A 24,329-nucleotide genomic window follows, 5' to 3' on the forward strand; every position below is an offset into this window, starting at 1 on the left:
GGATCATTCAAGGGAACACTTACTCTGATAGCCGGCAACAGGGTTAGTTCAGCAGTTTTGCAAAAAATATGTAACCGTATGTATACTTTGTTATCTTTACTTAATCAAAATCGATTTCCCACGGCTTAGGTAGCGCCCGCTCCTCTTTAGGCACTTGAATCCAAACGAAATGATCAGCGTTCAACGTTTCTTCACCACTCCAACGATAAGCCACTAATCGTCCGTATTTTACTGCACTATAATCCAGGCAGGCGATATTATTAGTGGGCAGCGCTGGAATTCCCTCGCACCAGTAGTGGCCAATAAACAGTGGCGGCTTTTCAGGCCCGTAGTAGCTTAGCCGCTCACGTTCCTGGGGCGTTAAGCTTCGAGACTCCAAGTTTCCAGGTAGGTTATCGGGTTGAAAAACCACGTCCCCCCACTGCTGAGGGTTAGCTGACCAAAAGTGCGCACGAAAACTCTGCCGTGTAAACCCATCCCCTGAGTGAATGGCCACGCCCGGGGGGAGCGGTATATGGGTGCCGCGGGTCAAGCGATCCAGTATCCGAAATGCTTGGGTGGAGGGGTCGGTGGATTCAACTAAGAAGCGGCTGTCCATTCGGGCATCCGGAGCACGCGCTGTTAGCTGGCTAATTAGCTCGTCATCCCAGCAGGCATGCACAACTCGAATACCGTCTAGCTCTAAAAATAGAGGGATCGTTTTGAACCACGCCAGCGTGTCTTCCCACTCGTTGGTGTAGTCCCTATATTGGGCCAGGGTGTCTTCAATAATTCGGTTATGCCGTGGCGTATGCTCCCGTAGCCAGCGCCGGTTACCCCCCGGAGGAGCCGGATGTGTGTAGGCCAGAGCGTTATATTCGTGATTACCCATCACGATGTGTGCTTCGCCCTCCTCCACCATCCGCCGAGCAATAGTCACCGCTAGGCGAATACGCGGGCCGCGATCAATCAAATCACCCAGGAAAATAACCTTTCTGCGCGGGTGGCGGTATACCCCACCGCGCTGGTGATAGCCTAGTTTTTCCAGCAAGGCCGCCAGGGTGGCGCCACAGCCGTGCACATCACCAATTAAATCGTAACCCTCCATACTCAATCCCCTAACCGATGGCTCCAGCCAAGCTTGCTGCGCAGCACTTCATAAAAGTTGTGTCCAATGGGATGCACCAACTGAACACGCTCTGGCTTACGCTTAATCACCAATACATCATCAGGCTTAGCCACTGCTCGGGTTTGTCCGTCGCAGCTAATATGGGGGTAGGAGTGATTAGTTTCACCAATATGTATGCGTATTTCACTGGCAGCATCAATCACGATGGGGCGGCTTGAAAGCGTATGGGGAAACATGGGCACTAGCGTTACCACATCCAGCTTGGGGTGCATAATCGGCCCACCGCCAGAAAGTGCATAAGCGGTAGAGCCGGTAGGCGTGGCGATAATCAGGCCGTCACTACGCTGGCTATAAACAAACTGACCGTCAATAAACAGCTCAAACTCAATCATGCGCACTGCTTTGCCAGGATGCACCACTACTTCATTAAGCGCATCGCCATTACCTACCGCAACACCGTTACGGTAGAGCACCGCGTCCAACAAGAAGCGCTCTTCAACCTCAAACTCCCCCGCCAGTACTTCTCCTACCCGGGTTTCAAGCTCAGACGGTGAAATATCGGTCAGAAAGCCTAAACGCCCACGGTTCACGCCTAAAATCAGCGTACCGCTGCGGCAGAGGGTACGAGCAGCGCCTAATAAACTGCCGTCTCCACCGACCACAATCACTAAGTCACACAGCTCACCCAGCATGCGGCGGCTGGCTTCTGGCTGACCGTGGTCTGGAACAACCGTGGCGGTACGATCTTCAATCAGCACTTTGTAGCCGTGAGAAACTAAGTAAGTAACCAGGCGCGTTAGCGAGTCAACCACCCCATTACTGCCAAGGCGGCCGATTAAACCAATCGTTTTGAACGGCTTACCCTTTCGCGCAAAATCCACTGGTGCAATATGTATCGACGGAGTATCAGGCATGGGCGGCTCTCGCTAGCATCAGCCGACATTATGTAGAGTCGGGCGGTATCGAGCAAATAAGTCGCCTGCCGGCTTTCTGAAGTAACAGGGTCATTATGCTGCGGCTGGGGTTCTACGCTTTAGCCACCATTGATTGAGCCAAAGCGAAGCCATCATGATCACCGCGCCTAAAATAAGCTTGGCAATATCGGCATCGCGATTCCAGATCACGAGATTGACCACCAAACCTGCTGGCACCAGCGCATTGTTCATCACTGCCAGCGTGCCGGCATCCACCTTAGCAGCTCCTTGGTTCCAAGCGAAATAACCAACGCCTGAGGCTACGAGGCCTAGCCAAGCCAATACCCCCCACTGAACGAACGTCGTTGGTAAGGCAGCGGTATTACCAAACAGCAGGAAGGCAGGCAGGGCAATCACCATAGCACCGACAAAGAACCAGCCAAACACGCTATGCCAAGGCAGCGTGGGCGGAAGGTCGGCGGCCAAGCGCCGATACCCAACCTGCCCAATGGCAAAACAGAGGTTAGCGCCCTGTACTACCAAAAATCCTACCCAAAAACCGCTGTCCACACCGTCGTAGCGGATCACACCAGCACCCAGTACGGCCAGCACGGCGGTAACGAGATAGATAGGAGTGAAGCGGCCAAACATAAGATCATCCAGCAGCGCTATATAGACAGGCGTAAAGATGGTAAATAGCAGTACCTCAGGCACTGATAGCAGCAAAAATGACTGATAAAAGAACACATACATAACACCCAACTGCACAGCGCCTAGGGCCATGAGCGCCAAGCGCTGCTTGCCACGAAGCAAGCTGGGGCGCAAAAAGGGAAGGAACACCAGCATAGCCAGGGTAACCCTTACCAAAACAGCGAAATAACTATCTACCTGGCCCGCCAGGTAAACACCAATTAACGAGAATGAGAACGCCCAAAGCGCCGTCACTCCGACAAGGTAGCCCATCGTAAACCTCTTTGTGTATAAAAGTTGACAGTAATTATACGCCTATCAAACACGCTGCCAATGGGCAAATCTGGCTTAATACCCTTTCAACCCTTCTTTTATCGCTGTTTTAACCAGCCAAGTGCATAAATAACCCCAGGCACCCACGCCAATAGTGTTAATAAAAGTGCCATCGTCACACGCTTTCCCCCTCCCCCGGTCAATCCAACCGCAAGAGGTGGCAGCAGTACCGCCAGCGCACTATAGGCAATCTGCAGCGAGGCAGGTTCTGAGACAGGCTGGGGATTCACTGACGCTTTGGGCTTAACAGCCGCCCTTTGCTGAGAGGTTGGCATTGTCGATGAGGGGGGTGTGGGTGGGATAAAGTGTTCTACGGACGATTGAGCAAGTTCCGCTTGCTCCCTCTCCCGCGCCAGCGCTTTACGGTGGGCTTCCTTATCGATTTTCTGCTCTAAGGTATCAGCCCCTTCTGCCAGGTCATCATGATGGCGCTCCCAATCCTGCCAGTCGTGAGGAGTGCCAGACTTAGGGCGTTGACTCCCCGCCCCACGGGCACGCTCCCAGGCTTTCTCCTCCAAGGTGTTAGGCCGCTCTTGGTCGCGATCAAGACCAACGCCTTGGCGATTAAGATACTCACGTGCGTCCATTTCAGACTCCTTACACCCGTTAAAAAGAACAAAAGCGTTGAAAAACAGCTTAGGAGGAGCAACGCAGAACCCGTTAAATCTCCTACAGTATGAAAAGCGTTGGCCCGTTTTGTTTCCGAAAAGTGATTCACTCTCTTAAACAAACTGGCAGGCGATGCACCTTCCCATCATGGGTTGAATAGCATGTCGTAAGGAGTGCCACCATGAATAAGAAGACCCCCGATACTGTTCGCGATATTATGTCTCGTGACTGCTATCGTGTCTCGCCCGAGACCTCGATTACCACGCTCGCACAGGGATTAGCCCTTCACCGCTTGCCCGGTGCGCCCGTCGTGGACGCCTCTGACCAGTTAATTGGCTTTATCTCAGAGCAAGACGTGCTCGGTCGCGTATTAGACAGTATTTACCATGATGATGAGGCGCCTCTGGTTCGCGAATTAATGCGCCAGGAAGTGCTTACCACGACACCGAATAAGAGTATCACTGATCTAGCCCAGGAAATGATGGGGGCCAAACCAAAGATTTATCCCGTCGTTGAGCAGCGGCGGTTAGTGGGTACGGTCACCCGCCGGGATATTTTAATCGCCTTACTGACGATTCGTCGCCATTGAGCACAACCTGACCTTTTATGACTCAATAAGCGCTTATCAAGTTAAACGTTAACCAAAAAAAACCGCTGCTTAATTTAATAAGCAGCGGAAGCAAGGGATCGAAAACAATAGCCAGAACAACACTATTAGCGACTGCTATCACTATGTTGCCTGTACACTCTCAGACACTTTGCTCAGAAAAAGTTCGCAAAACCGCAAAATTTTCGTCTCTCCAAGTGCAGGCGTATACTAGCCGTCACTATCACCGGAAATTATAGGGAGCTAAACATGGCGCTTTATTTGCTGGTGCTAGGGGTCTGCTTACTGGTTATAGGCTGCGTTTTTCTAGCACTAATATCGGTGGGAACGCCTCGTTACCGCACCGAGCCCAAAGATTTAATAGCACTGTTTGATAAAGCACTAGAGAGCCAAGTCAGTGAAACTGAGTGGAATACCATTATCGGCTACCCCATTAGGCACGATGAGTACCTAGACAGCATACGTCGCCGGGCCATGCATTTAATGGATACCCATGGGCGGCGTTGGCAAATTGCCCAAGGGAAATCGTTGCTTAACCAAGAAGGCCATGCGGAGCTTACCGTGCTGCGCGATCATCTAGCCGCCCATACAGCACTGCGAGAGTCTCAGCAACGTTAAGCGCTGGTTTACGCCATAGCCCGTAATAGTCACGAGGAGATCATTATGCCTGGCAGCACTATTCGGCACATCCCGTTGGAAAGTGCCACTAAGCACCACTCCCATGATTTCCATCAAATCGTGATTACGCTGTGTGGCTCTTCAGAATTTGAAATTGAGGGGCTAGGCGGGCGCGTGAACGCTTTTTCAGGCTGTATCGTGCCTGCTAACCATGAGCACTACTACTCGGGCCATGGCCATAACCGCCAGCTTATTCTCGATTTACCAGAAGATGCCCCCGCACTCACCGGTGAGCATCGTGAACTAGTCGCCCTTTTTGATGCTCCGCGTTTTTTCGCCTTGGATAATCCACTTCGCCACTATTTAGCATTTGTCGAGAGCGAGCTGACCCATGGCTTTGACACGCCATCCACCTCTTTCCAACAAGACCGCCTTGCTGCCACGTTATTAGGCTCATTAAAAGCCCGCCTGGGCTCAACTCCTAGCGCTGCCCAGCGCCGCCTTGATCTTGACCTAATCGATCGTTTTATTCGCCAACATTTGGCCGACGAGCTACGCGTGGCCGATTTAGCCAAACTTGCCTGCTTGAGCGAAGCACATTTTTCAGAACGCTTTCGCGCCCAAACGGGCCTTTCACCCTGGCAGTACGTAAAAAGACAGCGCTTAAATGCCGCTAGGCAACTTATTGTTCAAAGCCGGCTCCCGCTGACCGATATTGCCATTCAAACCGGTTTTGCCAACCAAAGCGCGCTCTCTCACGCGTTTCGGCGCAGCTATGGCTTATCGCCCCGTAAATTGCGCCAGGGGGCTACTACGCCGATTGCCTCTCACCCTTCATCATCATTTTCTACTATTTTGCCTACTCCCTTACAGCCGTGAAGCATAGCCGTTGAAGAGTCGTTGGAAAGCCCTAAGAAACTAAACTAAAGTCTAAACAACATCCATCTTGCCGTGAAATTGACACGTTTTGCCATGAAAACGACATACACCCAAGGACGGGGCGTTCTACATTCGGGCGTTAGCTTGGGCACTATGCCCTGCCATCTACTGATCTAGTGCAGAATCAAGGGGGCCTCAATGCTCAATGCCAAAAAAATGCGTGATCCTGCCATCTGGCAAACCGACCTTGATATGTTGATGCAGCGTGTTAGCGACCACTACATCGTGGATGAAGACGCGTTTGTTGGCGAACTGATCAAGGTACTGGATGCCGATCGCGAAGATTTCGCACGCATTGAGACTAATACCGCAGCGCTGGTGCGCGATGTGCGCAAGATGGATACCGCCGTCGACACGATCGACGAACTATTGCAGCAGTACAGCCTGGATACCCACGAAGGCCTGATGTTGATGTGTCTTGCGGAAGCCATGCTGCGTATTCCTGACAAAGCCACCGCTGATGCGCTGATTGAAGATAAGCTTGGCCCGGCTGATTGGCAGTCGCATGTAGGTAAAAGCGAATCTTGGATGGTCAATGCCTCTACCTGGGGCTTACTAATGACCGGCCGCGTGCTTAAGCTTGACCACCCTAAAGAGGGCCAACCGGCTCACTTTATTAATCGCATGGTCAACCGCCTGGGCGAACCCGTTATTCGTCGGGCTATGTACGAAGCAATGAAAATCATGGGCAAGCAGTTTGTCCTGGGGCGCGACATTAATGAAGCCCTGAAGCGCTCCAAACCTCTGTTTAATAAAGGCTACACCTACTCCTACGATATGCTGGGTGAAGCGGCCCGCACCCGCGATGATGCCAAACGCTATTTTGATGACTACGCGCGCGCTATCGAGCAAGTCGGTAAAACCTGTAAATCATTAAGTGATAAGACCCCAGCGCCATCGGTTTCTATTAAGCTTTCCGCCCTACATCCACGCTATGAGTTTGGCCGTCGCGAGCAGGTGCTGGCAGAGCTGGTTGATACCGTCATCACGCTGGTTACCAAAGCGCGTGAGTTGGATGTTGCGGTCACCATTGATGCCGAAGAAGTGGATCGCCTAGAGCTATCCCTTGAGGTTTTCCGCGCGGTGTATTCAAGCAGTGCTGTAAAAGGCTGGGGCCACTTTGGTCTGGTTGTCCAAGCTTACTCCAAGCGGGCCTTGCCAGTTCTTCACTATATTAATCGCTTAGCGGATGAGCAGGGCGACGAGATCCCACTGCGCTTGGTGAAAGGCGCCTACTGGGATAGCGAAATAAAAGAGTCTCAACAGCTTGGCGTTGACGGTTACCCGGTATTTACCCGTAAAGCATGTACGGACGTGGCTTATCTAGCATGTGCTCAGTTCCTGCTGTCGAGCGACACCCAGGGGCGTATCTTTCCTCAGTTTGCTACACATAACGCCCATACCGTTACGACCATTCTTGAATTAGCGAACCACGACAGCCGTCCATTTGAATTCCAACGCCTGCACGGCATGGGTGAAGCGCTCTATGACGCCGCCCTTGAGCGTGCGCCGAAAGGCACTTACTGCCGCATTTACGCCCCGGTAGGCGCCCATAAAGACCTACTTCCCTACTTAGTACGGCGCCTACTTGAAAACGGCGCGAACTCCTCCTTCGTCCACCAAATTGTGGACCCGGATGTGCCGGTAGAATCGCTTTGCCAGCACCCCATTGAGACACTGCGCCAGCAAAAAACGCTCTACAACAAGCGTATTCCGCTACCTAAGGATATTTTTGGCCCGAAACGCCGAAACTCCCGCGGGATTAACCTCAATATCCGCAGCCATTACTACCCGATTAAGGAGAAAATGGCTGAGTTTATGGACAAACAGTATGCGGCCAAGCCGCTGCTGGCATTCGAAGTCAATGACGACGCTGCTAACACTCACAGCGTGACGGTACCATTTGATCGCAGACAAACCGTAGGTAGCGTGCAATGGACCAGTAAAGAGCAAGCAGCGAAAGCCCTAGACGCAGCTTGGGAAGCCTTCCCCCGCTGGGATGCGACACCGGTTGCTGAGCGTGCTGCGATTCTGCGCCGCTTGGGCGACCTGATGGAAGAGCACATGGCCGAGCTGATGACGCTCTGCTCCCGCGAAGGCGGCAAACTGCTCACTGATGGCGTGGATGAAATTAAAGAAGCTGTTGATTTCTGCCGCTACTATGCGATGCGCGCTGAAGAGTCGTTTGGCGAAACCATTGAACTGCCTGGCCCCACCGGTGAATCCAACCGTCTAATGATGGGGGGTAAAGGGGTATTTGCCGCCATTAGCCCCTGGAACTTCCCAGTCGCCATCTTCTGTGGGCAAATCGTTGCAGCGGCGGTTGCTGGCAATACCGTATTGGCAAAACCCGCAGAGCAAACCTCAATTGTCGCCCACCGGGTGATTGAGCTGCTTTACGAAGCGGGTATGCCACGCGACGTGGTGCAGCTACTGCCTGGCGACGGCCCCACCGTCGGTAGCGTGTTGACCTCCGACCCGCGTATCACCGGCGTAGTATTTACGGGTGGCACCGACACAGCACAAATTATCAATCGCGCCCTCGCTGCACGTGAAAACGCACCACTGCCAACGCTGATTGCTGAAACCGGCGGCATGAATGCCATGATTGTCGATTCCACCGCCCTACCCGAGCAGGTGGTCGTCGACGTGATTCAGTCGGCGTTTCAAAGTGCCGGGCAGCGCTGCTCAGCACTTCGCGTCCTTTACCTGCAGGATGACGTTGCCGACCGCGTTATCGACATCTTAAAAGGCGCCATGAACGAACTGCACATAGGCGACCCTCGCGACTTGGGCACCGACGTGGGGCCAGTGATTGATGAAGATGCCCGTAAAAGCCTGCTTGCCCATATCGAAAAATTAAAAGGTGAGAATCGCTTAGTCGCTGAAACACCCATGGCGGCAGAGCACACCCAACACGGTACCTTTGTCGCGCCGGTTGCGTTTACGATTGACAGCATCAACGCCCTTACCCAGGAACAGTTCGGCCCAGTGCTGCACATTGTGCGGTACAAGGCCAGCGAGCTTAAACGTGTGATTGACGACATTAATGGCCGGGGTTATGGACTAACATTTGGGGTACATAGCCGTAACGAATCATTTGCCGCTGAAATAGCGCAGAAAATTCGTGTAGGTAATGTGTACATCAACCGTAATATCATCGGCGCAGTGGTTGGCGTTCAACCCTTCGGTGGTCAAGGGCTTTCCGGCACCGGCCCAAAAGCCGGTGGCCCGCACTATCTGCAGCGCTTTATTACCGAAAAAACCATTACGAACAACACCGCCGCCCTAGGTGGCAACGCGTCGCTGCTGGCGCTAGGCGATGAGTGATCGGCTCATCAATACTTCTAACCTGAACTCCTGAAAAGGAACCGTCTCATGGTTGAAAATAATAGAGCGATTGCCTTCACATTCACGGCCTACCCAGGCCGTGTACTAGGCACAGGGAACATTGCACACAAGCAAAACCACAACCTTTCTGACCACCTTCTTAGCAGGCGCTCTTCGGGGCCAGTAACGTGAAAGAGATAAAGGGTTAACAAAAAAAGACGGCGTTCTTACCGAGCGATACCCGGTAAACACGCTAAACCTGTCGGAGCTAGGGTTGTACGAAAAGTCGGCTAACGCGGGTATTTTTCGACAAAGCCTAGGTCCGTTCTGACGAACTGGAGAAGTTTCATGGCTACTGGTGTTTGGATTAGCTTATTGGGTTACTTTGCGCTAATGATCGCCATAGGCGTTTACGCTATGCGCAAATCTACGTCTTCCTCTGAAGATTACATGCTGGGTGGCCGAACCCTCAGCCCCCAAGTGGCGGCCCTCTCGGCCGGCGCTTCGGACATGAGTGGCTGGTTGCTCCTAGGCTTACCCGGCGCAATGTTTGTCTCTGGCTTGGGGTCGGCCTGGATTGGTATCGGCCTGCTGGTAGGTGCACTCTTCAACTGGATATTGGTCGCACCACGCCTGCGTGAACAGACGATTCACTACGGTAATGCAATTACCATTCCTGCTTTTCTAGCGAACCGTTTCCCAACGCGCGCGCTGGCTCTGCGCACAGTATCAGCTATTGTTATTGTGATCTTTTTCGCCGTGTATACCGCGTCAGGCCTAGTGGCAGGCGGCAAGCTGTTTGAAAGCGCGTTTTCCGGCATATACAACTTCGGTGATATGAGCAACTACGGTATGGGTGTCATGATTACACTCGGCGTGGTGCTTATTTACACCGTTGTTGGCGGCTTCCTAGCCGTGAGCATGACGGATTTCGTGCAGGGCTGCATCATGATGCTGGCATTGGTGATCATGCCTGCAGTAGTTCTATTTGGCGAAGGTGGCGGCGGTTTCTCTCAAGCGTCAGAAACACTCAATAGCGTAGATCCCACGCTGCTATCTTGGACATCAGGACTGACCTTCATAGGGTGGCTGTCTGCCGTTACCTGGGGGCTTGGCTATTTTGGGCAGCCGCATATCATTGTGCGCTTCATGGCTATTCGCTCGCAAAAAGACGTGCCTGTTGCCCGTAATATTGGTATGGCCTGGATGCTTGTCTCGCTAATTGGTGCCGTTTCTCTGGGTATCTTTGGCCGTGCCTTCGCCATTCGTAATGGGTTAGATGTTCAGGATCCAGAAACAATCTTCATTATTTTGGCGGACTTGCTGTTCCATCCATTGATCACCGGCTTCCTCTATGCTGCTCTGCTGGCTGCCGTGATGAGCACGATCTCTAGCCAACTGCTTGTATCATCGTCATCGCTGACCGAGGACTTCTATCGCTTGTTCCTGCACAAAAAAGCGACTGAGCAGCAGTGTGTGGCTGTCGGCCGTGTTTGCGTGGTTCTTGTGGGCGTGGTTGCCGCTATTATCGCTTCTGACGAAGACTCTCAAGTACTGGGGCTGGTCAGTAACGCCTGGGCAGGCTTTGGCGCGGCGTTTGGGCCTCTGATCATTCTGTCGCTCATGTGGTCACGTACAAACGGTGCAGGCGCCCTTGCAGGCATGGTAGTGGGTGCTGTCACCGTCATGCTCTGGATTACCTTGGGTTGGAACGGTGAGTTCATGGGTGGCCCGGGTGTATACGAGATCATTCCAGGCTTCATCGCGTCCTTCATCGCCATCCTAGTGGTGAGCAACATGACTGACGACGCTGGTGAATATCAGCATATTGATCGCTAGTAACACGCCGTGAGGCGCAGAGCGTAGAGCGCATTCAACGTATCGAGAGGGCTCCCGCGGGAGCCCTCTCGTGTAGCAAGGAGAGACCCTGTATGAACGAAGCCAATCATCACCTGCAGAGCGACGTGAGTGAACTACGCTCCCGCATTCGCAGCAACTACGACGCCAATGAGGCAGATGTGTTGCACGGGCTTATTGAGCGTATCAAGCTGTCGGAGGACGACCGCAAAAAGGTCGCCGCCATTGGTGCCAAGTACGTAGAGCGTGTGCGTAAGGAAAGATCTCCTTCAATGATGGAGGCATTCCTGGCCGAGTACGGACTCTCAACCACCGAGGGCGTCGGCCTGATGTGTCTGGCAGAAGCGCTGCTGCGTGTGCCCGACGCGGAAACCATTGACGACCTGATCCACGACAAGATCGAGCCCTCTGACTGGGGCGCCCACCTAGGCAAGTCCTCCTCCTCAATGGTCAATGCTTCAACCTGGGCACTGCTATTAACCGGCAAGGTGCTGAGTGAAGACCCCAAAGGTCCTACGCGGGCACTACGCGGGCTGGTACGCCGCATGGGCGAACCGGTGGTGCGTAAGGCGGTTGGCCAGTCTATGAAGATTCTTGGCCGCCAGTTCGTGCTCGGCCAGACCATCGAAGAAGGTATGAAGAACGCCCGCGAACTGGAGAAACAGGGCTACACCTACTCCTACGACATGCTAGGTGAAGCAGCGCGTACCGATGAGGACGCCATCCGCTATCACCAGGCCTATGCCAAAGCGATCACCGCCATTGCAGAGCAAGCCAAGGGCGATGTGCGCGGCAGCCCCGGCATCTCGGTAAAGCTCTCTGCGCTGCATCCACGCTACGAATACACCCACCGCGATACGGTAATGGCGGAACTGGTGCCGCGCGCCAAAGAGTTGGTGCAGCAGGCCGCCAAGGCCAATATCGGCTTCAATATCGACGCCGAAGAACAAGACCGTCTGGACCTCTCTCTCGATGTGATTGAGGCACTAATGTCAGACCCAAGCCTAGATGGATGGGATGGCTTCGGCGTCGTGGTGCAGGCCTATGGCCGCCGCGCCGCACCCGTGATTGAAGCACTTTACGAACTGTCCGAACGCTTTAACCGCAAGATTATGGTACGCTTGGTGAAAGGCGCTTACTGGGATACTGAGATTAAGCTGTCCCAAGAGATGGGCGTGAAGACCTTCCCGGTCTTCACGCGCAAGGTCAATACCGACGTCAGCTACATGGCCTGCGCCCAAATGCTGCTCGACCGTCGCGACCGCATCTACCCGCAGTTCGCTACGCACAACGCCCATACCTGTGCCGCTATAGCACAGATGGCAGGCAGCGACAAAGACAGCTACGAGTTTCAGCGCCTGCATGGCATGGGCGAATCGCTGCACCACATCGTTAAAGAGACAGAAGGCACACACTGCCGCATTTACGCCCCGGTCGGCGCGCACCGCGACCTGCTGGCCTACTTGGTACGCCGCCTGCTAGAGAACGGGGCAAACTCCTCGTTCGTTAACCAGGTGGTAGATAGCTCTATTCCGCCCAGTGACGTCTCAAAGGATCCGATTGAAGGGTTTAAGCAGCTCGGCAACGATGTTTCAAGCCCGCTGATTCGCCAGCCCGGCGAGCTGTTCGCGCCGGACCGCAAGAACTCAAAGGGCTATCGTATCAACGAACCCGCCTCGATCCTGCCACTGCTCAACGCCCGCGAAGCGTTTGCAGATACCACCTGGACAGCTGGCCCTATGCTGGTGGGCAATCCCGCCCCTCAAGGCCCGGCGCGAGATGCCCACTCCCCTGCCGACGGCAAGCGTGTGATTGGCAAGGTGCATGAGGCCACCCCAGAAGAGGTCGCCACTGCGCTTGACGCCGCCGAGGAAGGCTTCCGCGAATGGTCGGCGCGCCCCGTGGCCGAGCGTGCGGAGATACTGCGCCGTACCGCCGACCTCTACGAGGAGCACATCGCCGAGCTCACCGTGATCACTACACGAGAAGCTGGCAAAATGATGTTCGACGGCATCGCAGAAGTGCGTGAGGCCGTGGATTTCCTACGCTACTACGCCAACGAAGGCGAGCGCCTGGAAGCAGAAGAGCCCGGCAGCGCCCGTGGTATCTTCGTGTGTATCAGCCCGTGGAACTTCCCGTTGGCAATTACGACTGGCCAGATCGCAGCAGCCTTGGTGGCTGGAAACGCGGTGCTTGCCAAGCCCGCCGAGCAAACGCCGCTAATCGCCGCCCGTGCGGTAGAGCTAATGCGTGAAGCGGGTCTGCCGGAAGCAGCACTGCAGTTGCTGCCAGGCGACGGCCCAACGGTGGGCGGCCCGCTGACCAGCGATCCGCGTATTGCGGGTGTCTGTTTCACCGGCTCGACTCCAGTGGCACAGATCATCCACAAAGCCCTGGCGGAGAATGCAGGCCCCGACGCTGTGTTGATCGCTGAGACCGGTGGCCTCAACTCCATGATTGTGGACTCCACGGCGCTGACCGAGCAGGCGGTGCGCGACATCCTGATCTCCTCCTTCCAGTCGGCCGGTCAGCGCTGTTCGGCGCTACGTATGCTGTATGTTCAGGAAGAGGCCCGCGACCGGTTGCTCAACATGCTCTATGGCGCCATGGACTCACTTACCATTGGCGACCCCTGGAATACTGACACCGACGTATCACCCGTGATCGACGCCGACGCCCAGGCCGAGATAAGCGAATACGTAGCCGCCCACGAGAAAGCGGGCAAGGTGCTGAAGAAGCTCTCCGCGCCAACCACCGGCACCTTCGTTACCCCCGCGGTAATTGAGGTTGGGGGCATCGAAGATCTCGAGCGTGAAATCTTCGGCCCGGTGCTGCACGTAGCTACCTTCAAGGCGCGGGATATCGACAAGGTCGTCGACGATATCAATGCCAAGGGTTACGGGCTGACTTTCGGACTGCACACCCGCATTGATGACCGCGTGCAACAGATCGTCGAGCGTATCCATGTTGGCAACGTCTACGTCAACCGCAATCAGATTGGTGCCATCGTTGGCTCTCAACCGTTTGGCGGCGAAGGCCTTTCCGGCACTGGCCCCAAAGCAGGCGGGCCGCTCTATATCACGCGTTTCCGCCGCACTGCCGCCGCTGAGCACAGCGACGCGCCCCAGGGAGATGCCGTGACGCTTCAAGCGCTGCAGGCCGCCTTCGACGGGTTAGATTCACGCAACTGGGCGGTGCGCCCCAATCGAATTGAGGTACTGCGCAAAGCGCTCGCTGGCAAAGGCGGCGTGATCCGCAAGGCGCTGGCTGAAACGGCAGCGTTGGATATGACGCCGCAGACACTGCCGGGGCCGACGGGGGAAAGCAACCGTTTGGCGATGTATCCAAAGGGAGTGATTCTGTGCCTAGGGCCGACCCTGGATATCGCCATTGCCCAGGCTGCTCAAGCCCTCGGCACAGGCTGTGCAGCCATCGTCGTCGCGCCAGGCGCGGCTCAAGTAGTTCAACCGCTGATTGATGCAGGCGCACCCGTGGCCGGGCTTGATGGGAGTGTCTCCGCCGCAACGCTGAGCGAGATCAAAGGCATTGCGGCGGTCGCTGCCGCTGGCGCCAGCGATTGGCCGCGTGAGCTGCTGGTTGCCCTGGCGAAACGCGAAGGAGCCATCATACCGCTTGAGACCCAGACCATCGCACCGGATCGTTTTGTGGTGGAGCGTCATCTGTGCATCGACACGACCGCAGCGGGCGGCAACGCTAGCCTGCTGGCTACGGCCGAATAGGCCCGTCAGCTTTCATTTTTGCAGCTGAGCTGCGGATGAACATCAACATATTGTTCGCTAATCGAGCGCGGATTCCGCACTTAAATTAGCTAAACGATCGATTGATCCTGAGGCCTTCCCGTCTGTTGCGGGAGGGTCTCATTGATGTCAGTGACGCCCGTTTACTTGTGGCGACCTCTCCAGGCTTTCCAAACATCGACCACCAGCCTAACTAACAGCTTCAGCAAAGACTCCCCACAGGCTATTCAAGCCCGCTCGCAGAACTAATTAGGTAGTTTTTGTAATACTTCTTAGCGCTCATTGCCCTAGGTCAATAACTGCTCTGCTACGAGTCGATAAACTTCTTATTAAGATGTGACCCATTAATGAAGTGACTTAATCCGCTAGGAGCAACGCTATGCGCCACCGTACTGTACCTACCCTACTTGCCGCTGGCCTCGCGGCAGCTACACTGGCTACCAGCAGCCAAGCCTTCGCCTATGGCGCCGGTGATTTCTTTACCCGTGTGGGCGTGGCGCAGGTGACTCCGAAAAGTGATAACGGCTCACTAGCAGGAGGCGCCTTCTCGGTCGACGTCCAGGACAAAACTGATTTTGCTTTTACTCTGGGCTATCGCTTCCACGATAAAATCGGCGTGGAACTTCTCGCGGCACTGCCGTTTAAGCACGACATCGAGCTGAATGGCGACAACCTAGCCTCAACGAAACACTTACCACCCACCTTAACGGTTCAGTACTACCCGTTGGGTGGAACCAATGCACGAGTACAGCCTTATGCGGGTGTTGGTATCAACTATACGCACTTCTCTGATGAGAGCCTTGCGATTGGCGATCTGGATTTAAGCAGCTCCTGGGGGGCCGCAGGCCAGTTGGGCATTGACCTGTTAATCGATGATAACTGGGCGCTCAACGCTGCGGCTTGGTACATCGATATTGATACAGACGCAACAATTAATGGCGAGGCTGCTGGCACCGTAGAGATCGACCCGGTCGTCATCATGGCAGGCATTAGCTACCGTTTTTAACGAGTGCGCCACTAGCGTTTAATACGCTAGTGGTAACATCGTTGACACCTAACTGCTGTAAAAAAAGCCCAGCTCGCGCTAGCGTGAACTGGGTTTTTTTCATTGGGTTCAATAATCAAAGGTCAAGTTAATTTTCAGTGACTAAGCGGTCAACCTTTTCAACCGCACGTACTACCAATATCTGGTCACTGGCACGCACCTTCTCTTGGATTAAATACGCGGCCATCGCCGGCGCTATCTCACATTTAGCCGGCATGGCGGCCTTGGCTTCAATCAGTGCGTTGAGCCGGGCAATGAACACAAAACGAACCCACTGGGGCAACGACATCGTGTCGATACAAAAGGGTTCCTGGCTAGCAAATGCATCTGCTGCAGGAGTAGGCATACGCCATAAGTTGGCGGCCTTCATCGAGGCTTCAAGCTCGAGAAGCGCGGTTTGAAGCTGTTGATGGACGCTCATAAATACCTTAGGAATCATCGTGAACATTGAACACTCTGCTCACTATTATCCCAACTCTGTGAGTAACTTGCCACTCGCTTACCGGTAAAAAGAGTTTATTCACAGACTCACAGAAAACCTGCAAGAGGCTGTGGATAAACTATGGAAAGGTGTCGCAGCCGCTACTCCCATGGGGCTTTAGCAAAGTTGCTCAAACTTTAACCACTTGCGGCAAATCGCGGCGATTTTTCTGTCCTGACGGCTGACACTGCTAGAACAGCAAGGTAGAGTGCACGCTTGCAATGTGGAAGGATGTTATGCAACCAATTCAATCCCTTGATGATTTTTTTACCCGCAGCGGTGCTGACGTTTCGCTATTCCACATGGGACGGCGGGTCACTCCCTGCCCCCGGGAAACGCTTCGCGCTTTCGAAAGCGGTGACCAGGCTTGGCCAGAGCCTTGGCAGCACCAGGCGCGTTTGGGTATCGTTTTTCGTTTAGGCGATATGCCAGAGCCTGCTATTTGGTTTTTAGCTCTACCGTTGGATGAGCAAGGCATGCTCTCGCCAGCGCAGCGAGATGGGTTCATCAACCGTCTGTTGGAAACCTTAGGCCGTAATGTAGCGACTGTTGGCACTAAGGCGTTTGAGCGTAAACAAACGGCAGACGTGGATCATTTAATGAAGGATAATCCTCTCGCTTTTACGCCTGACATAACCTTTCAGGCGATGCTAAACGCTCGTGCAACGTTTGCCTTAGGGTTACCCGCCAGCCAGCACCTGGAACCGGTTGAAGCTTACTTCAGCAATCAGCAGGCTATTGACTGGCAAGCATTAGGACTGCAGGGTGTTGCCGACTATGTGGTGCGCATGGAAACCACCGAGGCTGACGCACTGGCGCTTCGGCTGACCACCCTGCCCACCGGCGTTGTTCATTCGTTATGTTACTGTTTAGAACATCAGACGTTCTCTGAAGCGTTAGTATCGGCGCTTGTTAGCCGCGGTGAAATAGCCGCACAAGAAGGCGATATAGAGACGCTAAGCGCCTGTATACGCGCAGTGGGTAGTGCCAATGAAACACACGCTGGCGAGTGGTACAGCAGCTTATTAGAAGACAAAGCAGCCGGTGGGCCGGATGTATTAGCCGCCATTGCAGGCCGCGGCTGGCAATATCTTGAAGATGGTCAGCGTTTACCGCTTTTTCTACAGCGCTTAGCGGAGGATGAACGCACCGACTTTGCTGCTGTGGTAAGAGACATCGCCTTAATACCTCGTCTACGCTTACCGGTGATGATGGCGCTGCGCGATGCGTCACCGGGATCAGCTATACAACAGCGATTAGCCAACATGTTGCCCCGCACTTAACCCGCGGGCGACGTTTTAATGGATTACCCGCAAGGAGTGAGCCGTGAAGGAATTACCCTATCAGGCCAAGGCAGTCATCGGCCGTCGCGAGATGGTGACGTTACCTGAGCTAGGGCTTCACCTCTGCTGCAAAGCCGACACCGGCGCGCGAACGTCTGCGCTCCATGCCGAAGAGATTGAAACCCACGAAGATGCTGAAGGCCAACTATGGGTGAGCTTTATTACCCACAGTGGAGGCCCGGAAACGCCGGCTCACCGCTATCGCCTTCACTTGCACGACCGGCGCCGGATAACCAGCTCTAATGGCCACAGCGAATGGCGCTATGTTATTCGCACCCCAATGCAGATGGGCGATTTAAATTTCCCTGTTGAACTGACACTGACTGACCGTAGCAATATGCGCCACGCGATGCTGCTAGGTCGCCGCGCCATGCGCCGCCTGCTCGTTGCACCCGGTGCCGCATTTTTACACGGTGAACCGTAACTTTTTATATTCGCCTTTTGCTAGGCTTGGAGCCCCCTTCATGCATATCGCTTTGCTATCACGCAATCGCAATTTGTACTCTACCCGCCGCCTGGTCGAAGCGGCAGAGCAGCGTGGTCATACCGCTCGCGTAGTGGACACACTGCGTTGCTACATGAGCATTACTTCGCATCACCCATCGATTCACTATAAAGGTGAAGAGATCGAGCATTTTGATGCCGTTATTCCCCGCATAGGCGCATCGGTCACGTTTTACGGCTGTGCCCTCCTGCGTCAGTTTGAAATGATGGGCACCTACGTTCTTAATGATAACGTCTCGATTACCCGCTCACGGGATAAGCTGCGCTCGCTGCAGCTACTTTCCCGTAAAGGCTTAGGTCTACCGATTACTGGCTTTGCCCACTCCCCCGACGATATCCCTGATTTGATCACCATGGTAAAAGGCGCACCGCTGGTGATTAAACTGCTAGAAGGTACGCAGGGAATTGGCGTAGTACTGGCGGAGACCAATCAGGCGGCTGAATCGGTGGTTCAAGCCTTTATGGGCATGAAAGCCAACATCATGGTGCAGGAATACATTAAAGAAGCGCGCGGCGCTGACATTCGCTGTTTCGTGATTGGCGATAAGGTTGTCGCTTCGATGAAGCGCCAAGCAGCGGATGGTGAATTCCGTTCTAACCTCCATCGAGGCGGCACCGCTAGCGTGATTCGTATTACCCCCGAAGAGCGCTCAACCGCTATTCGTGCGGCTAAAGCCATGGGACTGCGTGTCGCGGGGGTTGATTTATTGCGCTCTAATCACGGCCCAGTGATTATGGAAGTCAACTCATCCCCCGGCCTACAAGGTATTGAGAGCGCTACCGGCAAGGATATTGCGGGTATGATCATTGAGCACATTGAAAAAAATGCCACTCCTGTGCGTAAAGCACCGCCCAAGCCTAAAGGTTAAGGACAAAACGAAAAAATAATCGCCTTTGGGGGTGGCAAATCAGAGCGCCCACCCCCACAATCTGCGTCACCGAAGGAGGTAGACGCTCATGTTTCTCGACAATCGCCAAGTGGCGATGGATAGCGTGCTGGAAGCGCTGGCCGATAGTATTGATTATTTCCAGGACAATATCGAACGCCTGCGCCCGTCGCTACGTGACGCGCTGAAACCGCACTATACTGAGCGGTTAAAGCAGATGCGGACGCTCCAGGAACTCGCCCGTGCGCATCTGAAAATGCTGCCCAGGGATGCCGACGTGGAGCGCGATGACTTTTTATGGCTCTGGAGCCGTCTTAAAAGCTTCGTTGGTAACGATAGCCAAGTTTTAATCAATGAGCTGTTGGAACAAGAGCGTGTCCTTATGCAAGCCCTTTCAACGCTATTTACCCACCCACTGCCCGATCCCATCGAGCCGATTGTGGAAGAGTGCATGCAGGGCTGCCGCAAATTGATACGCGAGCTGTATAGCTTGCAGAAACGTAAGACGCGTCGTTAATAACGCTAACGACCACCGATGGTAGGCGGGTAATAACGACGAATAAGGTCAGCCGCGGCCTCTGAACGTTCGCTGCTATTGTTTGGCTGAGCATGTTCTGACCGGCTATCCTCGTCTGTATCTGCCCCTGTCTTATCATCTGCAAGATACAGCTCGATAGGCTCTGGCGGGCCAAGAAAGTAAGGCTCTCTGCCCCAGATATAAAGATCCCCAAGGGTGGCCACCCTCGCCACCCATTCGCGCAGGATTAAACGCCACTCCCCCGCCACCCGCTCCTCTTCAGCGACGCACCCTGTGACCTCCATACCCAGCGCGCGGGCAATAAAAATTGCGCGTGGCAAGTGCCAACTCTGGGTCACCAGCAGCGCTTCGTTAAGCTGGAACACATCTCGAGAGCGCACTAAAGTGTCATAGGTACTAAAGCCAGCAAAATCCATTGTCATCTGAGAAGCAGGCACGCCACGCCGGTAAAGCTCGCGCCACATAGCGCGAGGCTCATTATACGCCTGCGTGCGGTTATCCCCCGAGAGCAGTAGATGACTCACCCGCTGCTCTTCGATTAAGCGCGCTGAGGTGCGCATACGGGCATAGAAATGCGGATTTCTTAAGCCGCTTCGCGTCCAGTGCGAGGTGCCAAATACAATCGCGAGATTATTGGGTCGGCACTCTTCGAGGTGACTATCGATGTAACGGGCGGTGCTGGCAACAACCCAGAGATTGCCAGCTATAAATAGCAATGTCGCCAGCAGCAACAAAGCAGCCAGCGACATAAACAAACGCTTGATAAATACTAATAAGGTGCTGTACATCCCGCTCCCCAGCCGGGGTTAGAACATGCCGAGCTCAAGCTTGGCCTCATCGCTCATCATGTCACGGCTCCAGGGAGGACTGAAAACAATCTCAGTGTGCACCTTATTGATTTGCGGTGCGCCTAAAATTTTATTGCGTGCATCAGCGGCTATCACATCCCCCATACCACAGCCTGGGGCGGTCAGCGTCATTCGGATGGTGACCATACGCTCACCGCTGATTAATCGCTCAAGGCGGCAGCCATACACGAGCCCCAGGTCAACAATATTAACCGGTATCTCAGGGTCGAAACAGGTGCGAAGCTGTTCCCATACAAATGCCTCAATTTCGTCGTCACTAGCACTTTCAGGCAGCGTGGGCCGTGGTAACGGCTCTAGTCCCAACGCATCTAAGTTGCGCCCCTCAATCAGGTAGAGCCTACCTTCAAAGCCCACGCTCACCGTACTGCCCTTGGCTTGCATGACGCTCACTATACTGTCTTCAGCCAAGGTATCCGTTTTACCAAACGGAATAGCTATGGCCTCAACATCACGCTGGAGCGGCAATTTCTGGCCTCGTTCGAGACTGGCAACTTGCTCGATATCCATAAATGTCCTTTAGTAACCGCCCTTAACGTACCATGCCAATGACACGATTAAGCGCTGCGACAAATATATCCACCTCTTCGAGGGTATTATACGCAGCAAACGACGCACGACACGTGGCTTCCACGCCAAAATGATGCAAAAGCGGTTGGGCGCAGTGGTGACCAGTGCGAATAGCCACGCCTAACTGATCAATTAGCAGACCTATATCCTGAGAATGGGCACCCTCGACCACAAAGGAGAGCACCCCTGCTTTATGCGGGGCAGTGCCTAAAATACGCAGCCCCTCCACCTGGCCAACTGCTTGGGTGGCATGATCTAACAATACGCCCTCCCAGGCACTAATCGCCGCAACGCCCACGCTTTCCATCCACTCAAGCGCACGGCCTAAGGCAATCACTTCGGCGATGGCGGGCGTGCCTGCTTCAAACTTATGAGGGATCTCAGCGAACGTTGTACCGACATCGAAGGAGACCGTTTTAATCATCTCTCCGCCGCCCTGCCAGGGTGGCATAGCGTCTAAGAGTGCTTTTTTGCCATAGAGCACGCCAACACCGGTGGGGCCGTACACCTTATGACCCGAGAACGCGTAGAAATCAGCATCGATATCTTGCACGTCTACCTGCTGGTGGGGCGTTGCCTGGGCGCCGTCGACCAAGATCAGCGCACCGTGCTGATGGGCAAGCGCTGCCATCTCTTTCACCGGGTTAATCGTACCCAGCGCATTGGAGACGTGATTCACCGCCACCAGCTTGGTGCGCTCGCTAAGCAGCGCGCGGTAAGCCGCCATATCCAAAGCACCCTGGGCATCAACAGGAATCACTTTAATAGTGAAACCCCGCTCAGCCGCTAGAAGTTGCCAGGGTACGATGTTGGAGTGATGCTCTAGCAGCGAAATCAGCACCTCGTCACCTGCGGCCAACGCAGTGCGCCCCCAGCTTTGCGCCACTAGATTGATCGCTTCGGTGGTGCCCCGAGTGAAGATAATTTGACGCGCATCTTCCGCATTGAGAAAAGCCTTCACCCGGTGGCGAGTACCCTCAAACGCCGCCGTGGCTTCATCCGCAAGGGTGTGCAGGCCACGGTGAATATTAGCGTTGTAACGCGAATAGTAGTCGTTAAACACCTCAATAACTTGTCGAGGCGTTTGGCTAGTCGCTGCGTTATCGAAATAAATCAGCGGCTTGCCATGCACTTCCCGGCTCAATATTGGAAAGTCTTCACGCAACGCGGCTACATCAAAGGGGGCGCTTGTACGAGCTAACGGTTTCTCAATCACGGAATAGGGCATCGATAGCTCCTTAATTAATCGTTGAGCGAAACGGCCGCTTCCACCAAGCCTGCTAAGTTAAAGCGCTCTGGCAATTTACCCGCCACAGCCAGTTCAACCCGCTCGGCAATCACGTCAAGCGCTACTTGCTCAAGCACTTCCCCGGCAAACGCTAAGGTCAACAGGCCTCTGGCAGTTGCCTCATCAATACCACGGGTACGCAGCGCATAGATCGCCTCTTCGTCTAGCTGACCTGTGGTAGTGCCGTGGGAGCACTTCACGTCGTCAGCGTAGATTTCAAGCTCGGGCTTGGCGTCGATCCGTGCACGGTCAGAAAGCAGCAGGTTCTGATTGCTCTGGAAACCTTCAATCTTCTGGCTATCGCGCTTCACGTAAACTTTGCCATTAAAGACGCCGTGAGCACGGTCATCGAGAATGCCTTTATAGTTCTCATTGGAGAACGTTAGTGGCGCATTGTGGTTCACCTTGGTGTGATTATCCACATGCTGGCGGCCCTGGCCGAAAAACAGGCCATAAAAATTGGTTTCCGCACCCTGACCGTTCAGATCACTGATAAGGTCATTGCGAACTAATGCACCACCCAGGTTCAGATTGTATGAGCTGTAGCGAGTATCGCGGTTTTGCTCAACATGGATACTTGCCACGTGCATATCACCCAGGGGTGCTTCCTGCAGCTTGTAGTGGTTCAGAATCGCGCCGCGATCAAGCATAAGCTCGGCTACTACGTTGGTGAAATTAGCCGCATCGGCTTCACCGGCGTAGTGCTCAATGATCGTTGCTTCGCTGCGTCCTGCCGCTTCTACCAAAATGCGCGGGTGGCACATAACGGGCGAGCCAGCGCGAGATAGAAACTGGAGCAAGATAGGTTTTTCTACCACGGTGCCCGGGGCAATACGAACCACGGCACCCTCTTCCGTAAACGCCGTGTTAAGCGCTGCGAACGCGGAGAAATCAACCCCAGTCAAACGGCCCAGCGGCCCACCAACAGCTTCGTGGTTCTCGCTCAGCGCTTTGGAAAGTGGCATTACCTGAACGCTACTCGGCAGTGCTTCCAAATCCGATAGTGCCGACGAAAATACGCCATCCACAAAGGTCAGCCGATAGGCATCTAGCGGGAGTGTTAGCGTGGCGGCAGTCGCCTGGGAGAACTCTGCGTTATCTGCTAAGGCAAAGTTACCCTGGGCGATAGTGCGAACGTCGGTATATTTCCACTCTTCATCGCGACGGGTAGGAAAACCCAGGGCTTCAAAGCGCGCGGCACCGGCTTGACGGCGCGCAGCGATCCAAGTGGGCTCCGCGCCGCGCTGTTGGCTACGCACTTTAAGCGTGTCCAAAAACGTTTGCGTATCGCTCATGCCACAGACTCCTCAATACCTTCGTAACCGTTAGATTCCAGCTGCTTGGCAAGCTCAGCGTCACCGGTTTTAACAATGCGCCCATCGACCAGGACATGCACTTTGTCAGGCACGATGTAATCAAGCAGGCGCTGGTAGTGGGTCACCAAAAGAATGGCTCGCTCTGCGCCGCGCAGGCTGTTTACGCCGTCTGCGACAACTTTCATGGCATCGATATCAAGGCCTGAGTCAATCTCGTCCAGCATGGCAAGCTTTGGCTGAAGCACCAGCATTTGCAGAATTTCGTTACGCTTTTTCTCGCCGCCAGAGAAGCCTTCATTCACGGCACGCTGTAGAAAGCTGGCATCCATTTTCATGTAGCCAAGCTTCTCTTTTACCAGCTTCATAAATTCGGGGGCAGGCATTTCGCCTTCGCCGCGGGCCACGCGCTGAGCATTGAGGGCAGACTTCAGTAGGTAGATATTTTTCACCCCTGGGATTTCCACCGGGTACTGAAAGCCAAGTAACAACCCCGCCTGGGCGCGCTCTTCAATTTCCATTTCCAGCACGTCTTTACCGTCAAAGGTAATGGTGCCCTGGGTCACTTCGTAGCCGTCTTTACCGGCAATCACCGCCGACAGCGTGGATTTACCGGCGCCGTTAGGGCCCATAATGGCGTGTACTTCACCTGCATTGATGGTGAGCGTGAGGCCTTTGAGGATTTCTTTACCATCGACGGTGACGTGTAAATCATTAACTTGCAACATAGT

The 24,329-nt window shown here is 54.3% G+C and carries 20 protein-coding genes and 1 pseudogene; 11 read left to right on the plus strand and 10 right to left on the minus strand.

The annotated features are described in order from the left end of the window. Positions 1-100 precede the first annotated feature (100 nt). The 4 genes from BB497_14440 to BB497_14455 all read right to left on the minus strand — a co-directional run bounded on the left by BB497_14440 (position 101) and on the right by BB497_14455 (position 3,632). Positions 101-1,087 (minus strand): serine/threonine protein phosphatase, encoded by a 987-nt coding sequence (locus BB497_14440; protein ID AVI63824.1) that lies wholly within the window; start codon positions 1,085-1,087, stop codon positions 101-103. 2 nt (positions 1,088-1,089) lie between these two features. Continuing rightward, positions 1,090-2,022, minus strand: coding sequence for an NAD kinase (locus tag BB497_14445; protein ID AVI63825.1), 933 nt, complete (start codon positions 2,020-2,022; stop codon positions 1,090-1,092). 93 nt (positions 2,023-2,115) lie between these two features. After that, a complete protein-coding gene (locus BB497_14450) occupies positions 2,116-2,985 on the minus strand; it encodes a hypothetical protein (GenBank protein AVI63826.1) in 870 nt (289 codons plus the stop codon). A gap of 98 nt (positions 2,986-3,083) precedes the next feature. Then, positions 3,084-3,632, minus strand: coding sequence for a hypothetical protein (locus tag BB497_14455; protein ID AVI63827.1), 549 nt, complete (start codon positions 3,630-3,632; stop codon positions 3,084-3,086). A 203-nt stretch (positions 3,633-3,835) separates the two neighbouring features. Here BB497_14455 and BB497_14460 point away from each other — a divergent pair, with 203 nt between their 5' ends. The 7 genes from BB497_14460 (at position 3,836) to BB497_14490 (ending at position 15,769) form a co-directional block, all read left to right on the plus strand. Then, a complete protein-coding gene (locus BB497_14460) occupies positions 3,836-4,243 on the plus strand; it encodes a histidine kinase (protein AVI63828.1) in 408 nt (135 codons plus the stop codon). A 267-nt stretch (positions 4,244-4,510) separates the two neighbouring features. After that, positions 4,511-4,879 (plus strand): hypothetical protein, encoded by a 369-nt coding sequence (locus tag BB497_14465; protein AVI63829.1) that lies wholly within the window; start codon positions 4,511-4,513, stop codon positions 4,877-4,879. 45 nt (positions 4,880-4,924) lie between these two features. Continuing rightward, positions 4,925-5,758 (plus strand): AraC family transcriptional regulator, encoded by an 834-nt coding sequence (locus tag BB497_14470; GenBank protein AVI63830.1) that lies wholly within the window; start codon positions 4,925-4,927, stop codon positions 5,756-5,758. A 198-nt stretch (positions 5,759-5,956) separates the two neighbouring features. Next, a complete protein-coding gene (locus tag BB497_14475; protein ID AVI63831.1) occupies positions 5,957-9,148 on the plus strand; it encodes a bifunctional proline dehydrogenase/L-glutamate gamma-semialdehyde dehydrogenase in 3,192 nt (1,063 codons plus the stop codon). 348 nt (positions 9,149-9,496) lie between these two features. After that, positions 9,497-10,987 carry a sodium/proline symporter gene (locus BB497_14480; protein ID AVI63832.1) on the plus strand — a complete coding sequence of 497 codons (1,491 nt, stop codon included), beginning with the start codon at positions 9,497-9,499 and terminating at the stop codon, positions 10,985-10,987. 92 nt (positions 10,988-11,079) lie between these two features. Then, the gene (locus BB497_14485) at positions 11,080-14,745 is read left to right on the plus strand and encodes a bifunctional proline dehydrogenase/L-glutamate gamma-semialdehyde dehydrogenase (protein AVI63833.1); all 3,666 of its coding nucleotides are present in this window, start codon (positions 11,080-11,082) and stop codon (positions 14,743-14,745) included. Positions 14,746-15,142: 397 nt separating this feature from the next. After that, positions 15,143-15,769, plus strand: coding sequence for a hypothetical protein (locus BB497_14490; protein AVI63834.1), 627 nt, complete (start codon positions 15,143-15,145; stop codon positions 15,767-15,769). 127 nt (positions 15,770-15,896) lie between these two features. Here the strand turns inward: BB497_14490 and BB497_14495 are convergent, their stop codons facing one another. Then, positions 15,897-16,229, minus strand: coding sequence for a hypothetical protein (locus BB497_14495; protein AVI64364.1), 333 nt, complete (start codon positions 16,227-16,229; stop codon positions 15,897-15,899). A 296-nt stretch (positions 16,230-16,525) separates the two neighbouring features. Here BB497_14495 and BB497_14500 point away from each other — a divergent pair, with 296 nt between their 5' ends. From BB497_14500 to BB497_14515, 4 genes are all read left to right on the plus strand, one after another. Next, complete coding sequence (locus BB497_14500; protein AVI63835.1) at positions 16,526-17,572, plus strand: hypothetical protein; 1,047 nt, start codon at positions 16,526-16,528, stop codon at positions 17,570-17,572. Between the two features lie 43 nt (positions 17,573-17,615). Then, entirely contained in the window at positions 17,616-18,056 is a 441-nt protein-coding gene (locus BB497_14505) for an ATP-dependent zinc protease (protein AVI63836.1), read from the plus strand. A 40-nt stretch (positions 18,057-18,096) separates the two neighbouring features. Further along, positions 18,097-19,005: a ribosomal protein S6 modification protein gene (locus BB497_14510; GenBank protein ID AVI63837.1), complete on the plus strand. Its 909-nt coding sequence runs from the start codon at positions 18,097-18,099 to the stop codon at positions 19,003-19,005. An 88-nt stretch (positions 19,006-19,093) separates the two neighbouring features. Beyond that, positions 19,094-19,540, plus strand: coding sequence for a hypothetical protein (locus BB497_14515; GenBank protein ID AVI63838.1), 447 nt, complete (start codon positions 19,094-19,096; stop codon positions 19,538-19,540). A gap of 149 nt (positions 19,541-19,689) precedes the next feature. Here the strand turns inward: BB497_14515 and BB497_14520 are convergent. From BB497_14520 to BB497_14540, 5 genes and pseudogenes are all read right to left on the minus strand, one after another. Beyond that, positions 19,690-20,349: pseudogene (locus tag BB497_14520) on the minus strand (sanA-like protein). Between the two features lie 18 nt (positions 20,350-20,367). Then, positions 20,368-20,937 carry a putative Fe-S cluster assembly protein SufT gene (locus BB497_14525; GenBank protein AVI63839.1) on the minus strand — a complete coding sequence of 190 codons (570 nt, stop codon included), beginning with the start codon at positions 20,935-20,937 and terminating at the stop codon, positions 20,368-20,370. A 22-nt stretch (positions 20,938-20,959) separates the two neighbouring features. Then, the gene (locus BB497_14530; protein AVI63840.1) at positions 20,960-22,225 is read right to left on the minus strand and encodes a cysteine sulfinate desulfinase; all 1,266 of its coding nucleotides are present in this window, start codon (positions 22,223-22,225) and stop codon (positions 20,960-20,962) included. A gap of 14 nt (positions 22,226-22,239) precedes the next feature. After that, positions 22,240-23,580, minus strand: coding sequence for a Fe-S cluster assembly protein SufD (locus BB497_14535; protein ID AVI63841.1), 1,341 nt, complete (start codon positions 23,578-23,580; stop codon positions 22,240-22,242). Further along, positions 23,577-24,326: a Fe-S cluster assembly ATPase SufC gene (locus tag BB497_14540; protein ID AVI63842.1), complete on the minus strand. Its 750-nt coding sequence runs from the start codon at positions 24,324-24,326 to the stop codon at positions 23,577-23,579. The genes BB497_14535 and BB497_14540 overlap by 4 nt, the downstream gene beginning before the upstream one ends. Positions 24,327-24,329: the final 3 nt, after the last annotated feature.

Origin of the sequence: Halomonas sp. GFAJ-1, from assembly GCA_002966495.1 — a bacterium.
Lineage (GTDB): Bacteria > Pseudomonadota > Gammaproteobacteria > Pseudomonadales > Halomonadaceae > Vreelandella.